General features: G+C 40.1%; 12 protein-coding genes. 5 read left to right on the forward strand and 7 right to left on the reverse strand.

The window, feature by feature from the left end; genetic code table 11:
• The 5 genes from PR800_RS18630 to PR800_RS18650 all read right to left on the reverse strand — a co-directional run.
• The coding region (locus PR800_RS18630; protein WP_272531234.1) for a hypothetical protein at window positions 1-224 on the reverse strand (224 nt) is incomplete at its 3' end.
• Window positions 214-507, reverse strand: a complete 294-nt coding sequence (locus PR800_RS18635) for a two-partner secretion domain-containing protein (protein WP_272531235.1) — start codon at window positions 505-507, stop codon at window positions 214-216. The genes PR800_RS18630 and PR800_RS18635, both read right to left, overlap by 11 nt.
• The gene (locus PR800_RS18640) at window positions 504-677 is read right to left on the reverse strand and encodes a hypothetical protein (RefSeq protein ID WP_206276928.1); all 174 of its coding nucleotides are present in this window, start codon (window positions 675-677) and stop codon (window positions 504-506) included. Before PR800_RS18640 ends, PR800_RS18635 begins: the two co-directional genes overlap by 4 nt.
• 545 nt (window positions 678-1,222) lie before the next feature.
• The gene (cobO, locus tag PR800_RS18645) at window positions 1,223-1,813 is read right to left on the reverse strand and encodes a cob(I)yrinic acid a,c-diamide adenosyltransferase (RefSeq protein ID WP_231068328.1); all 591 of its coding nucleotides are present in this window, start codon (window positions 1,811-1,813) and stop codon (window positions 1,223-1,225) included.
• Between the two features lie 5 nt (window positions 1,814-1,818).
• The gene (locus PR800_RS18650; protein WP_272531236.1) at window positions 1,819-2,583 is read right to left on the reverse strand and encodes a YciK family oxidoreductase; all 765 of its coding nucleotides are present in this window, start codon (window positions 2,581-2,583) and stop codon (window positions 1,819-1,821) included.
• Window positions 2,584-2,762: 179 nt separating this feature from the next.
• Here PR800_RS18650 and sohB point away from each other — a divergent pair, with 179 nt between their 5' ends.
• Window positions 2,763-3,809 (forward strand): protease SohB, encoded by a 1,047-nt coding sequence (sohB, locus tag PR800_RS18655; RefSeq protein ID WP_102138623.1) that lies wholly within the window; start codon window positions 2,763-2,765, stop codon window positions 3,807-3,809.
• Window positions 3,810-3,905: 96 nt separating this feature from the next.
• On the opposite strand, the gene PR800_RS18660 is transcribed toward sohB, so the two are convergent.
• Window positions 3,906-4,163, reverse strand: a complete 258-nt coding sequence (locus PR800_RS18660) for a DUF2498 family protein (protein ID WP_102138622.1) — start codon at window positions 4,161-4,163, stop codon at window positions 3,906-3,908.
• 290 nt (window positions 4,164-4,453) lie between these two features.
• On the opposite strand from PR800_RS18660, the gene topA reads away from it, so the two are divergent.
• Complete coding sequence (topA, locus tag PR800_RS18665) at window positions 4,454-7,060, forward strand: type I DNA topoisomerase (RefSeq protein ID WP_210844260.1); 2,607 nt, start codon at window positions 4,454-4,456, stop codon at window positions 7,058-7,060.
• A gap of 318 nt (window positions 7,061-7,378) precedes the next feature.
• The gene (sodC, locus tag PR800_RS18670; protein WP_102138620.1) at window positions 7,379-7,903 is read left to right on the forward strand and encodes a superoxide dismutase family protein; all 525 of its coding nucleotides are present in this window, start codon (window positions 7,379-7,381) and stop codon (window positions 7,901-7,903) included.
• A 408-nt stretch (window positions 7,904-8,311) separates the two neighbouring features.
• On the opposite strand, the gene PR800_RS18675 is transcribed toward sodC, so the two are convergent.
• Window positions 8,312-10,345 (reverse strand): M13 family metallopeptidase, encoded by a 2,034-nt coding sequence (locus tag PR800_RS18675; RefSeq protein ID WP_272531237.1) that lies wholly within the window; start codon window positions 10,343-10,345, stop codon window positions 8,312-8,314.
• Between the two features lie 315 nt (window positions 10,346-10,660).
• Here PR800_RS18675 and cysB point away from each other — a divergent pair, with 315 nt between their 5' ends.
• Window positions 10,661-11,635: an HTH-type transcriptional regulator CysB gene (cysB, locus tag PR800_RS18680; RefSeq protein WP_102138618.1), complete on the forward strand. Its 975-nt coding sequence runs from the start codon at window positions 10,661-10,663 to the stop codon at window positions 11,633-11,635.
• Between the two features lie 278 nt (window positions 11,636-11,913).
• On the forward strand, window positions 11,914-14,586 hold the full coding sequence (acnA, locus tag PR800_RS18685) for an aconitate hydratase AcnA (protein WP_272531238.1): 2,673 nt from the start codon (window positions 11,914-11,916) through the stop codon (window positions 14,584-14,586).
• The last annotated feature ends 183 nt before the right edge of the window (window positions 14,587-14,769 follow it).

Consider the following 14,769-nt stretch of genomic DNA (forward strand, 5'->3'; position numbering starts at 1 on the left):
TTAAGCTTTTGGTTATTAGCCGCTGTAATTTTCCCATAATTATTATTGAGTGCTGCTTTGAGATTAATATCAACATCATTGCGTACTGCAGAATTATTTTTTACATTTGCAACAATAGAACCATTGATATTATGTAACGTATCACCTTTAACTTTAATGATACCATTATTGGTTTGTAAGCCGCCATTTTGGTCTGTTAGCCCAAATTTGGTATTAAATGCCATTAATGGCCACCGAGCGCGCAATTAAATCTGTCGGAGAATTGGTATCTAATCTCCCATTGATGGCAATTTTACCTTGCTGCACATTATAGTTAGCAATAGAACCATCATTTGCTAGCTCTACTTTACCCGTTGTCAGTGTTGTACGGTTCGTATTGATAAAGCCACAGTTGTTACATGTAATACCCGATGCATTAGTAACGATAACTTGTGCTTCTCCTCCTGCAACTTCAATCATGCCATTTAAGGTGGTTGCCGAATTCGAATTTATTTCGTTTAAAATCACTTTAGCTCGCCAGTTGGCCCATTACCTTGATTTAATATACCAGCACCATTAGTTGGTGTAATTGCCGCTTGGGCAACAGTAGAGGTTCCAACGATTATTGAAATGCATAAAAAGAGTGGGTTAAATTTCAATTTAGTGAAATTCAAATGAGAGCTTGAAGCGTTTTTCATATATATTCCTTAAAATAAAATAGAAAAATCTAAGATAACTAACAATCCATTATTGCAGATTAATTATGCTTAAATAGAAAACTAAATAAAATTAATAATGTTAACATGGGTAAATATATCGTTATTAATTGATAAATAACCAAAGCTGACTAAAAGCGGATGAATATCAGTTATTTTAAAATAATTTCTTTTTTATCATATGGTTGTGTTTGGGTGCTTTTGGTCTAATAAGAGAGTTTTACTGATGTGGTTATACGTATCCAGTTTAATGAAAATGATAAATAATAATGAATATCATTAATTATTTTTATGTTTTGTTTTTATTGCTATAAATTAATTGTGATATTTCATTTTCTAAATTTATTGAAAGTAATTTAAATTATCTGAAACATTTATTCATTTAAGATTTACACCAAATTGGCGTTATAAATGAATAAGAATAAATAATTTTTTATAGATTGATTGATGGAGCAGTTAAATAACTTTAGATTAAAAGTGCAATAACTGTAAAAAACATCGTATTATTGCACTTTATTATCGGATTATTACCAATCAATCCCTTTTTGAGCTTTAATTCCAACATCAAACGCATGTTTTACAGGGCGCATTTCTGTTACTGTATCGGCTAACTCAATTAAGTCTCGGTGGCAACCTCTACCAGTGACCACGACAGATTGATTGGCAGGACGGCTTTGCAATGCCTGGATCACTTCTGCTAATGGGAGGTAATGATAACTCACCATGTAGGTTAGCTCATCTAAAATAACTAAATCGTACTGTGGATCGCTTAACAATTGCTTGGCGTACTGCCATGTTTCCATACAGGCAAGGGTGTCTGTCTCTTTGTTTTGAGTTTCCCATGTGAACCCGGTTGACATAACATAGAAGGGAACCCCTTGAGGCTCTAGTAATTCACGTTCACCATTATCCCAGCCGCCTTTAATAAACTGAACAACGGCCGCTTTTTTACCATGACCTACCGCACGGCAGACAGTACCAAAAGCAGCAGTTGTTTTGCCTTTCCCATTTCCAGTAAAGACAATCACGATACCCCGTTCAATTTGTGCAGCTTCGATTCGGGCATCCACTTTTTCTTTTAAACGTTGTTGGCGTTCTTCGTGTCGGCTTTGAGACATTGTTTTTACTCCGCAGCACCCGGTTTTCGCCCTGGTTGAGCATCATAGCTTCCCCCTGTTTTACGCAGGCTATCATCACCCATCAAATAGATATAAATAGGCATGATATCGGTAGGGGTTTTTAATTTAAGTGGATCTTCGTCAGGGAATGCACTTGCTCGCATTGCGGTTCGAGTACCGCCTGGATTAATACAGTTTACTCGAAGATTGCTCTGCTTATATTCTTCGGATAACACTTGCATCAAACCTTCAGTTGCAAATTTGGAGACAGCGTAGGCTCCCCAACCCGCGCGACCCTGTTTACCTACACTTGAACTGGTAAAAATCAATGAGGCATTAGGTGCTTTGAGCAATAGAGGGAGCAAAGCTTGGGTTAGCATAAATGTGGCATTAACATTTATTTGCATAACATCATGCCAGAGGTCGCTTGGTTGCTCAGTGATAGGGGCAACCACACCAAGTATTCCAGCATTGTGTAAAACGCCATCTAAATAAGGTGCAATGGAGGCAACTTGCGAGGCGAGTGAATGGCAGTCATCAATCGTTGCTGTTAATAAATCTAACGTAAAGCACGGCGAATTCTTTCCACCTAATGCCACTATTTCATCACTAACGGCTTGTAATTTATGCTGCGTTCGACCAACAAGGATAAGGGATGCACCATAGCGAGCATAAGTGAGTGCCGCTTCACGGCCAATGCCATCACCGGCACCAGTCACAAGGATTGTTTTACCTTTCAATAGGTCTTGTCTAGGCTGATATTGGAGCATATTCTTTCCTACTATAGTGATTAGCATGTATGGTTATCATCGCACTGATTGCGATAATTGGCTAATCTAACATAGTTATTAACGAAGTTTGTCGTGCTAACTCTGTTTTTTTCTGGTTGTTTGCGCGTAATCGTGAGATTATTTTTTGTATTGAAGATAAACATCAAAAGGATCAGATTGTGGAGTATTTCTCATTATATGGGCTATTTTTAGCAAAAATCGTCACAATTTTGGTGGCGGTGGTTTTGCTAGCTGTTTTTGTGTTTGGCGTAGGCATGCGTCGACAAGGGGCAAAAGGTGCTTTGAAAATCACAGATTTAGGTGAGAGCTATCGTGAGCGTCAGCGCCAAATGCAACAGATAAAAATGAATGAATCAGAACATAAAGCGTGGCTAAAAGCATTTAAAAAACAGCAGAAAGCAAAATCAAAAAGTGAGAAAACAGGGGCTAAGTTAGGCCAAACAGGGGTTAAAAAGCCTTGTTTATATGTATTAGACTTCAAGGGTAGCATGGATGCCCGTGAAGTCGCTTCTTTACGTGAAGAGATCAGTGCTATTCTTGCAGTTGCTGATCAACAAGACGAGGTTTTACTAAGACTTGAAAGCCCAGGAGGGATGGTTCATGGTTATGGTTTAGCAGCCTCGCAATTATTAAGGATCAAAGAAAAAAATATCCCGCTGACTATTGCGGTTGATAAAGTTGCGGCGAGTGGCGGATACATGATGGCTTGCATTGCAGATAAAATCATTGCAGCGCCATTTGCCATTATTGGTTCGATCGGTGTTGTCGCTCAAATTCCGAATATCCATCGGTTACTAAAAAAACATGATGTTGATGTAGAACTTCATACTGCGGGTGAATACAAACGCACATTGACCATGTTAGGTGAGAATACGGAGCAAGGCCGTAAGAAGTTTGTCGAAGATTTAAATTCAACACATGAATTATTTAAACAATTTGTGCATCAAAATCGCCCATCTTTAGATATTTCCGCTGTTGCAACGGGGGAGTATTGGTATGGTTCACAGGCGCTTGATAAAGGGTTAGTGGATAATATCGGTGTTAGTGATGATTTTATTATTAATGCAATTGATACTAAGGAAATAGTTAGTATTCGTTATGTATTAAGTAAAAAAATGATGGATAAGTTTATGGGAAGCGCGGCAAAGAGCGTGGATAACTTATTATTGCGCTGGTGGCAACGCGGACAAAAACCACTCTTGTAATTTTGAATTTCGCCTAGCGAATAAGCGTTTTTAAATCTACTATTAATTTACCGGCTTGTTAGCCGGTAAATTTTATACAAAGAGCAAACGTGTTAACTAGTTATTATCACTCAATTGGTATTGTTCTGATAGTACATGAGCGAGGTGCTTGTACATATTAAAAGCAGCTGTACTCTTTAAAGTAGGAATATTGTTCTCATCCAAGAAGAACTCCCCTTTAAATACCAGAGTACCTCGATGTTGCTCAACGGTATCAACAAACATACCATGAATGTAATCATCATGTTTCTTTATGATATCATTAGCTTTTTCAAGTAACTCTTTCTTTGTGATGAATGGTAAACTGTCTTGCATAAGTTGGCTTCCTTGAAAAAATAATTGGTTGCTTCTAGCATTTTATCAGGTAGAGTGTGTGGTTTTCAATTATGGCTAAACATCTTTATATGGTTAAAATCAGTCGACTAGAAGACACTTTGTGCTTTTTAGAATAACGTGATTGAATTTATAAGTTTTGTTTCAACACAAATAATTGTTTAAAAATATATTGATATATTGTGATTGTGTCGCAATATAAAAAAGAGATCCTCATTTTGCGCATTTTAATGTAGAAATGCGCCATTATTGATATTTAGGTAAAGGTAAATATGGGTAAAGCTCTTGTTATAGTGGAGTCCCCGGCAAAGGCCAAAACGATTAATAAGTATCTTGGCAGTGGCTACGTTGTAAAAAGCAGCGTTGGCCACATTCGTGATCTGCCGAAAAGCGGCTCTGGTTCACAAACCGGCTCACAAAAGAGTACAGGCTCATCTACCGACAAAACAAAGAAAGTAAAAAAAGATCCGCGTGACGCATTAGTTAAGCGTATGGGGATTGACCCTTACCAGGGTTGGAAAGCGAATTATCAAATTCTACCTGGTAAAGAAAAAGTAGTTTCTGAACTTAAATCACTGGCGGAGGATGCTGATCACATCTACCTCGCAACGGACTTGGACCGCGAAGGGGAAGCCATTGCGTGGCATTTACGCGAAGTGATAGGTGGAGATGATACTCGTTTTAGTCGAGTTGTATTTAATGAAATTACGAAGAATGCGATCACTCAGGCATTTGATAGTCCTGGGGAATTAAACATAGATAGAGTTAACGCACAACAAGCGCGTCGTTTTATGGACCGAGTTGTGGGTTACATGGTTTCTCCACTGTTGTGGAAAAAAGTGGCTCGAGGCTTATCTGCTGGTCGTGTCCAATCCGTTGCAGTGAAACTTATTGTTGAACGTGAAAGGGAAATTAAAGCCTTCGTTCCTGAAGAATATTGGGAACTGCATGCCGATTTAGCGGATAAAGATGTCGCTAACTTGCGTATGGAAGTCACTTCACAAGGTGGTAAGGCATTTAAGCCGGTCAATAAAGCGCAAACAGAAGCAGCGGTTAAGCTCCTCGAGAAAGCGCGTTTTTCGGTTGTTGACCGTGAAGATAGGCCGACGTCAAGCAAGCCGAGCGCACCGTATATCACGTCAACGCTACAACAAGCCGCCAGCACCCGTTTAGGTTTTGGCGTGAAAAAAACCATGATGATGGCTCAGCGCCTTTATGAAGCTGGGTACATCACCTATATGCGTACTGACTCAACAAACTTGAGCCAAGATGCACTCGACATGGTTCGTGGTTATATTAATGATAATTTTGGCGCGAAATACCTGCCAAAAGAGGCGAATGTTTATAGTAGTAAAGATAATTCGCAAGAGGCGCACGAAGCCATTCGTCCTTCGAGTGTCGATGTTTTACCTGAATCACTAAAAGACATGGAGAACGACGCGAAAAGGTTGTATCAATTGATTTGGAATCAATTTGTGGCGTGTCAAATGACACCTGCGAAATATGATTCAACAACCTTAACGGTCAAAGCAGGGGATTTTGAACTAAAAGCCAAAGGGCGTACTCTGCGCTTTGATGGTTGGACGAAAGTCATGCCTGCATTGCGTAAAAATGATGAAGATAAAACATTACCGCCAATACAAGTTGGTGTGGAATTGTCATTAACTGAGTTATTGCCTAGCCAGCACTTTACCAAGCCGCCAGCACGTTTTAGTGAAGCATCTTTGGTTAAAGAGCTAGAAAAACGCGGTATTGGTCGACCTTCAACGTATGCAGCGATTATTTCGACGATCCAAGACAGAGGTTATGTCAAAGTTGAAAATCGTCGTTTCTATGCAGAGAAAATGGGTGAAATCGTAACCGATCGATTAGAGGAAAACTTTAACGACCTGATGAACTACGATTTTACTGCGCGTATGGAAGACCAACTTGACCACGTTGCTAATCATGATGCCGAATGGAAAGCGGTGTTAGATGAATTCTTCTCTGACTTCAGTAAGCAGCTAAACGTTGCTGAAAAAGAACCGGAAGAAGGTGGAATGCGCACCAATCCAATGGTGATCACTTCAATCATTTGCCCTGATTGTGAACGCCATATGGGTATTCGTACCGCGTCAACCGGGGTATTTTTAGGTTGTTCTGGTTACGCTTTACCACCAAAAGAACGTTGTAAAAAAACAATCAACCTTATCCCTGAAGATGAAGTCTTAAATGTGCTTGAAGGGGATGATGCGGAAACTAATGCGTTAAGAGCAAAACGTCGTTGTCCAAAATGTGGCACCGCGATGGACAGCTATTTGATTGATAATGGCCGTAAATTACATGTCTGTGGTAATAACCCGGCATGTGAAGGCTATGAAATCGAAGAAGGCGAATTCCGTATTAAGGGTTACGATGGCCCAGTCATTGAATGTGACAAGTGTGGTTCGGAAATGCACCTGAAAATGGGGCGTTTTGGTAAGTACATGGGGTGTACCAACGAAGAGTGTAAAAATACGCGTAAAATTTTACGAAGTGGTGAAGTCGCACCACCGAAAGAAGATCCGGTTCCATTACCGGAACTTCCATGTGAAAAGTCCGATGCGTATTTTGTGTTACGTGATGGCGCAGCTGGGGTTTTCCTTGCGGCAAATACATTCCCTAAATCACGGGAAACACGTGCACCACTAGTTGCAGAATTACAACGCTTTAAAGACCGTTTACCTGAAAAACTTGCTTATTTGGCGGAAGCACCAGCTGAAGACGGCGAAGGTAACCCAACTGTCGTCCGTTTTAGCCGTAAAACGAAGCAACAATATGTTTCTTCAGAAAAAAATGGCAAAGCAACGGGTTGGAGTGCATTTTACGTTGACGGTAAATGGGAAGTGAAAGAGAAATAATTGTTCTCTTTTGTTTTCAAGAAAAAAAGCCAATCATTTAATTTGATTGGCTTTTTTGTTAACTTGTCAATTTCATATCAATGCCTATCGGTGAATAACCCACTGTTATACTGTCATTTCCTTTATTTCTTATCGCTCACTGTGATATAACCGCCAATTTTCAACTAAACTCAAATGTAGCACCAAAGTGATAACTAATTTGTGTTAACTTAAGATAAAGTCGTTGTGGTTATTAATTGACAGTAATAGTTCTTACCTTGTTAAGGTGTTTAGGTAAGTCGATGGAATGATAGATAAAAGTTATACACCGGAGGCAAAATGAAGTTAAAAATGTGTTTACTGGCTGCATTATTGACAGCGGGGACAGCATACGCTGCTCAATCTACTGTTGTATTAAAAGAAGCGACCCCAACAGGTGATGGTAAAGCAATAGGTGAGGTTGTTATCTCAGAAACGGAATATGGATTACTGTTCACGCCCAAATTAACGGGCCTGCAAGCTGGCATTCATGGGTTTCATATTCATGAAAACCCAAGCTGTGAACCCGGAGAAAAAGACGGTAAATCAGTTCCAGCATTAAAAGCAGGTGGTCATCTAGACACAGCTAAAACAGGTGTCCATAAAGGCCCTTATGATAATACTGGGCATTTAGGCGATTTACCTGGCCTTGTTGCTGATAGCCAAGGTAATGCTGATTATGCGGTATTAGCACCACGTTTAAAATCACTCAAAGATGTTCAAGATCGTGCATTGATGGTGCATGTGGGTGGTGATAACTATTCTGATAATCCAGAAGCGTTAGGCGGTGGTGGGGCTAGAATGGCCTGCGGCGTCATCAAATAATACGCGTCATATTTCAAGCTGTGGCGTTGTTAGCTGCGCTTGCTAACCCTAGTCACATACTTATGTATGCTCCTAGGGCTTAGCGCCGCTTGCTGCCTAGCCACAACTTGAACTATTTAGCGTATTAAAACGTTTATTTGAGTAATATTTCAAGTCATAGTGCTATTGGCCGGGGTTGCTAATTTTAGTTATATATTTATGTATGCTCTAGGGTTTAGCACCACTTGCTGCTAGCCACAACTTGAACTATTTAGCGTATTAAAACGTTTATTTGAGTAATATTTCAAGTCATAGTGCTATTGGCCAGGGTTGCTAATTTTAGTTACATATTTATGTATGCTCTAGGGTTTAGCGCCACTTGCTGCCTAGCTATGAAGGGCCCAGAAAATAATCTGAGCTTTTTTTATATTACCAAATACGAATACGTTGCTCTGGCTCCAAATACAGAGCGCTATTTTTATCGACACCGAATGTTTGGTACCAATCATCAATATTGCGTACTACACCATTAGCACGGAATTGGTTAGGACTATGAGGGTCAGTCATAATCTTATTACGTTCAGATTCTTTATTTGACAGTTCTTGCCATGTACGAGCCCAAGCGATGAAGAAACGTTGTAACCCAGTTGTTCCGTCAATAATTGGGGCCTCACCATTTGGATAGTTTTCTTTGGCGAATTGTTTATAAGCACTCAAGGCAATATTTAACCCACCGAGGTCACCGATATTTTCCCCTAATGTAAGCTCGCCATTTACATTTAAACCATCAACAGTAAATGCGTTATATTGATCAACAAGCTTAGCGGTCTTTTCTTTAAAGTGAGTTTTGGCGCTCTCACTCCACCAGTTACGTAATTGCCCAGTACCGTCATATAGACTACCTTGGTCGTCAAAACCATGGCCCATTTCGTGGCCGATTACGGCACCTATTGCACCATAGTTATAGGCAGGGTCAACATTAGGGTCAAAGAAAGGGGCCTGCAAAATAGCTGCAGGGAATACAATTTCGTTTTGAACTGGGTTGAAATAGGCATTGACTGTTTGTGGCGTCATTCCCCATTCCCATTGACGAACAGGTTGGCCAATTTTGCCAATCATATCATCATATGACCAAGCTAGAACTTGCTTATAATTCTTTAATAATGAATCGGGCTTGAGGTTAATCGAACTAAAGTCATTCCATTGATCGGGATAACCCACTTTAACCGTAAATTGTTCCAATTTTCTAAGGGCTTCTTGGCGAGTGGGCTCATCCATCCAGTCATTGACTTTTAAGCGTGAATTAAATGTTCCTCTCACATAACTGACCAAATCTTTAATTTTTTCTTTTGCTTGTGGGTCGAAATATTGTTCGACGTAAATTTGCCCTAAAGGCTCACCTTGGAGTGAGTTAACGGTTTGCAACGCACGTTCTTGGCGGGTGCGTTGCTTTTCAATACCATTAAGTTTCTTCGAGTAAAAATTAAACTGCGCATCTGCGATGGTTTGGTTTAAATAACGTGCATGTTCACTAATGTACTGAAAGGTTAAGTAATCTTTTAATGTTGAAACTGGGGTATCTGCAAAAATTTTTGCGGTTTGTTCCACTGCGCTGTCGGTTTCAACGATCACTTTCTCAAGTTGTTTATCAGTTAATTTTCGGCTAGTAATAAAGCTATCCCAATCAAAACCTTGTGTATGGTTTTTCATTTCGGTCAAGCTCATCGCGTGGTAGTTTTTGATCGTGTCACGGCGGGCCTCAGGGCTCCAATGTACAGTTGCTATTGCTTTTTCCAAATCAAAAATTTTCTGTGCTTTTTGTGTGACATCTTTTTCACCGGCTAGCTCTAGCATGGTAGCGATATAAGCGATATAACTTTTTCGAATATCTTCCATTTGCGGTGTGTTATCGAGGTAATAAGTACGGTTAGGTAGCCCTAAACCGCCTTGGCCGATATAAAGTACATAGGTATCAGGTGCTTTGGCATCTAAGTCTACCCAGTAGGAAATCAGCGATTTATAGTCGGGTTTTGTCATTAATTTGCTAATATCATTATGGTTTTTAGCTTTAGAAATGGCATCTAAATCGGATTTTATTGGGGTAATTCCAGCTTGCTCAATAGCTTTTTCATTCAGGTAACTGAGGTATAAATTTCGAATATTTCGTTGATTATGCGTGAGCTTGTTTTCAGGGATCTGCTGTAGTTGGTCAATAATCGATTGAATTTGTTTTTCTGTGTTTAAATATAATTCCACAAAAGAATTAATGCGTGGCATACCAGTAGGGATTTGTGCTTTATTTATCCAATCGTCATTAACATAACGATAAAAATCATTTCCGGGTTCAATTGCATCAGACAAAACAATTTTTTGTTGTCCATAACTGACTTCTTTCGCCAATAGCGTAGGGGCAAAAGAAATAGTTGACATACCAATTAATAAAGCCAAAACATTCAAACGCATGTAACCACCTCTCTTCGTTGAGAATTACGATATCCACTCCAATACGTTAAACCTTGCAGTAAGGGTCTTGCAAAATTCATTTCACTTATTGAAGCACATAATGAAATAAAGTTAATCCGTCTTTGCAGAATCTTACTGCTTTTCATCGTTGTGGATAGCACTTAGATGAAATTTTATCATCATACTGTTTATTCTTATGATAATGATGTTATATTTGTTATATCAAATTAGTCCATTATAACTTTTGATTATATCTAATATTCTTTAGCTATAGATAGCAAAAGCACACTATCCATGTATGAGGTAGACTGAAATATGAAATTGCAGCAATTACGTTATATTGTTGAAGTGGTTAACCATGACTTGAATGTCTCCTCAACTGCTGAGGGGCTTTTTACATCGCAGCCCGGTATCAGTAAACAAGTGCGGATGCTTGAGGATGAGCTGGGGATCCAAATTTTTGCACGTAGCGGTAAGCACTTAACGCATGTTACCCCTGCAGGGGAAGAAGTCGTGCGGATCTCTCGCGAAGTGTTATCAAAAATAGAAGCGATCCGCTCGGTTGCTGGGGAACATACTTATCCAGATAGAGGCAGCTTGAGTATTGCCACGACACATACACAAGCTCGCTATGCTTTGCCTCCAACCATCAAAGGTTTTATTGAGCGTTATCCACATGTTTCATTGCACATGCAGCAAGGCTCACCAACGCAAATCGCTGAGGAAGTTTGCAAAGGTAACAGTGATTTTGCGATAGCAACCGAAGCATTACACCTTTATAACGATTTGATTATGTTGCCATGCTACCATTGGAATCGCTGTGTGGTTGTGCAAAAAGACCATCCACTTGCGGAGAAAAAAAATGTCACTATTGAGGATATTGCTGAATATCAAATTGTAACCTATACCCATGGGTTTACTGGTCGTTCAGAATTAGATGTGGCATTTCAGAAAATTGGTCTTGAGCCTAAAATTATTTTTACCGCAACCGATGCAGACGTGATCAAAACCTACGTTAGATTAGGCCTAGGGATTGGTATTATTGCGAGTATGGCGGTTGATCCTGTTAGTGATAGCGATTTAGTTGTAATTGATATGCGTGATAAGTTCAGCTATAGCACAACTAAGATCGGTTTTAAGCGTACCAGTTTCTTACGTAGTTATATGTATGATTTTATGTGGCGCTTTGCACCGCATCTAACGCGTGATGTGGTCGATAAAGCGGTGGCTATTCGTAACAATGACGAAATTGAAGAATTTTTTAAAGATATGAAACTGCCTATTATTTAATTTCTTTATATTTTTGCATTGTCTTAATTTGTAAGAAGGAACCCTAGTGATCGTATTTCTAGGGTTTTTATTATTAATACCTAGCTGGTGTTCTCGGTTTTTTTCTGACTTATTTCCATTCTTATCTTAAATTTTCTATTATTAATAGAGATAAATTCAATATTTGGCACAAAATCTATAAATCAAATCTCTAGAGCAACTATGATTACAATTGGTTAACAAAAAATAATAGTGGTAAATACATATATTGCCATAGCCATAAAAACCAAGGAGGAGTTATGTCGTTGAGTCTAAAAACAACGAGTGCCTCGACACTCAATGTTGGAAACAAGCAGTATAATTACTTCAGTTTAGCGCTTGCTGAAAAAAAGCTCGGTGAGGGGACGAAGTTACCTAAGTCATTAAAAGTCTTACTCGAAAACCTATTACGTCATATTGATGGGAGCTCAGTTGTCGAACAAGATTTACAAGCTATCATTGACTGGCAAAAAAACGCGCATGCAGATAGGGAAATTGCTTATCGCCCCGCGCGTGTTCTCATGCAAGATTTTACCGGAGTCCCGGCGGTTGTTGACCTTGCTGCGATGCGTGAAGCGGTTAAATCACTAGGTGGTAATGTTGAGCAAGTGAACCCGTTGTCTCCCGTTGATTTAGTGATTGACCACTCTGTTATGGTGGATGAGTTTGCCACGCAATCTGCTTTTGATGATAACGTTGAAATTGAAATGGCGCGTAACCATGAACGTTATTTATTTCTACGTTGGGGGCAAAAAGCATTTAACCGTTTTCAAGTGGTGCCACCGGGTACCGGTATTTGTCACCAAGTTAATTTAGAATACCTAGGTAAGGCGGTATGGCATGAAGAAATTGACGGTAAATTATATGCTTACCCGGATACCTTAGTCGGAACAGACTCCCATACAACCATGATCAACGGGCTCGGTGTACTAGGATGGGGTGTCGGTGGTATCGAAGCTGAAGCCGCGATGTTAGGCCAACCGGTTTCAATGCTGATCCCTGATGTTGTTGGTTTTAAATTAACAGGGAAATTACCCGAAGGGATAACGGCAACCGACCTTGTATTAACCGTGACACAAATGCTACGTCAACATGGTGTAGTGGGTAAATTTGTTGAATTTTATGGTGACGGCTTGGCCGATTTGCCATTAGCAGACCGAGCAACAATTGCGAATATGTCTCCTGAATATGGCGCAACGTGTGGCTTTTTCCCTGTTGATGAAGTAACACTGGCTTATATGCGTTTAACTGGGCGCAGTGATGATGAAATTGCGCTGGTGGAAGCTTATAGTAAAGAGCAGGGTTTATGGCGTTATGCAGGTGATGAACCGATTTTTACCAGTACACTTGAGTTAGACATGTCAACGGTGGAGTCCAGCTTAGCAGGGCCTAAACGTCCACAAGACAGAGTTGAACTCAGCCAAGTACCAAAAGCATTTCGCGGTGCAGTCGAGTTAGAAGTTAACAAGAAAACCCCATCAAGCTATCCTTCCGTTAAATATCAAAATAAAACCTTTGAGTTAACCGATGGCGCAGTCGTTATTGCAGCAATTACATCTTGTACAAATACGTCGAACCCAAGTGTATTAATGGCAGCGGGGCTATTAGCAAAAAAAGCTGTTGAAAAAGGGTTAGTTCGCCAGCCATGGGTTAAATCTTCATTGGCACCGGGCTCTAAAGTGGTTACTGATTATCTTGCCGTTGCGGGCTTAACGCCGTATTTAGATAAGCTTGGATTTAACCTTGTTGGGTATGGATGTACAACCTGTATAGGTAACTCAGGGCCATTACCAGAACCAATAGAAGAAGCGATTAAACAAGTAGATCTTACTGTTGGTGCCGTGCTGTCAGGTAACCGTAACTTTGAGGGGCGAATTCACCCACTGGTGAAAACCAACTGGTTAGCATCACCGCCACTTGTGGTTGCCTATGCGCTGGCGGGTAATATGAATATCAACTTGAAAACCGATCCTATCGGTGTCGATAAATCAGGTAACGATGTTTACTTGAAAGATATTTGGCCATCGAGTGCTGAAATTGCGCAAGCTGTACAGCAAGTTAAAACAGATATGTTCCGTAAGGAATATAATGCGGTTTTTGAAGGTGATGACGCTTGGAGAGCATTAAAAGTTGAAAGTTCTTCCACTTATTCTTGGCAAGAAGACTCAACCTATATTCGTCATCCACCTTTCTTCGAGGGGATGAAAGCCCAGCCAGCACCGGTCAACGATATTCATGGTGCAAATATTTTAGCGATCCTCGGCGACTCGGTAACTACTGACCATATTTCTCCTGCGGGGAATATCAAAAAAGAGAGCCCAGCAGGACGATATCTGCAAGAGCACGGTGTTGCTGTCGCAGATTTCAACTCTTATGGTTCGCGTCGTGGTAACCATGAAGTGATGATGCGGGGGACATTTGCAAACATTCGTATTCGTAATGAAATGGTGCCCGGTGTTGAAGGGGGCTATACCTTACATATACCGACTGGCAAACAAATGGCGATTTATGATGCGGCAATGTTGTATCAACAAGAAAATCGCCCACTGGCCATAATCGCAGGTAAAGAATACGGTTCAGGTTCTAGCCGAGATTGGGCTGCGAAAGGCACAAATTTATTAGGTGTGAGAGTCGTTATTACTGAATCATATGAGCGTATCCACCGTTCTAATTTGATTGGCATGGGGGTTATACCTCTAGAATTCAAAGATGGGGTATCTCGCAAAACGCTCGGGTTAAAAGGTGATGAACGCATTGATGTCACAGGGTTACAATCAATTACCCCAGGGCAGGATATCACAGTGAGGATCACTTATGGCAATGGTGATATAAAGGAAGTTATAACTCGCTGTCGTATTGATACGTCAACTGAGATGGATTATTACCGTCATGGTGGTATTTTGCATTATGTGATAAGGCAGATGCTACATTAATCATTAAACCGTAATAGCTAAACGCCTGTATGATTGTATCCTACGGGCGTTTTTGTTTTTTAATATTTAATCTTATTTATCAATCTTGTTTTTTCTCAATATTTTTGATGGCAATCTACGTTATGGTGTTAAATAGACGGTAGATTAAAGGAGAAAATAGTCGCAACTAGGCTAAATGAAAAT

Origin of the sequence: Providencia sp. PROV205 (assembly GCF_028479505.1) — a bacterium.
Lineage (GTDB): Bacteria > Pseudomonadota > Gammaproteobacteria > Enterobacterales > Enterobacteriaceae > Providencia > Providencia huaxiensis.

What these genes read in the sequence shown, in the direction of transcription:
- acnA (WP_272531238.1), top strand. Translation starts at nt 11,914, where the DNA reads ATGTCGTTGAGTCTAAAAACAACGAGTGCCTCGACACTCAATGTTGGA.
- PR800_RS18650 (WP_272531236.1), bottom strand. Translation starts at nt 2,583, where the DNA reads ATGCTCCAATATCAGCCTAGACAAGACCTATTGAAAGGTAAAACAATC.
- sodC (WP_102138620.1), top strand. Translation starts at nt 7,379, where the DNA reads ATGAAGTTAAAAATGTGTTTACTGGCTGCATTATTGACAGCGGGGACA.
- cobO (WP_231068328.1), bottom strand. Translation starts at nt 1,813, where the DNA reads ATGTCTCAAAGCCGACACGAAGAACGCCAACAACGTTTAAAAGAAAAA.
- PR800_RS18660 (WP_102138622.1), bottom strand. Translation starts at nt 4,163, where the DNA reads ATGCAAGACAGTTTACCATTCATCACAAAGAAAGAGTTACTTGAAAAA.
- PR800_RS18675 (WP_272531237.1), bottom strand. Translation starts at nt 10,345, where the DNA reads ATGCGTTTGAATGTTTTGGCTTTATTAATTGGTATGTCAACTATTTCT.
- topA (WP_210844260.1), top strand. Translation starts at nt 4,454, where the DNA reads ATGGGTAAAGCTCTTGTTATAGTGGAGTCCCCGGCAAAGGCCAAAACG.
- cysB (WP_102138618.1), top strand. Translation starts at nt 10,661, where the DNA reads ATGAAATTGCAGCAATTACGTTATATTGTTGAAGTGGTTAACCATGAC.
- PR800_RS18640 (WP_206276928.1), bottom strand. Translation starts at nt 677, where the DNA reads ATGAAAAACGCTTCAAGCTCTCATTTGAATTTCACTAAATTGAAATTT.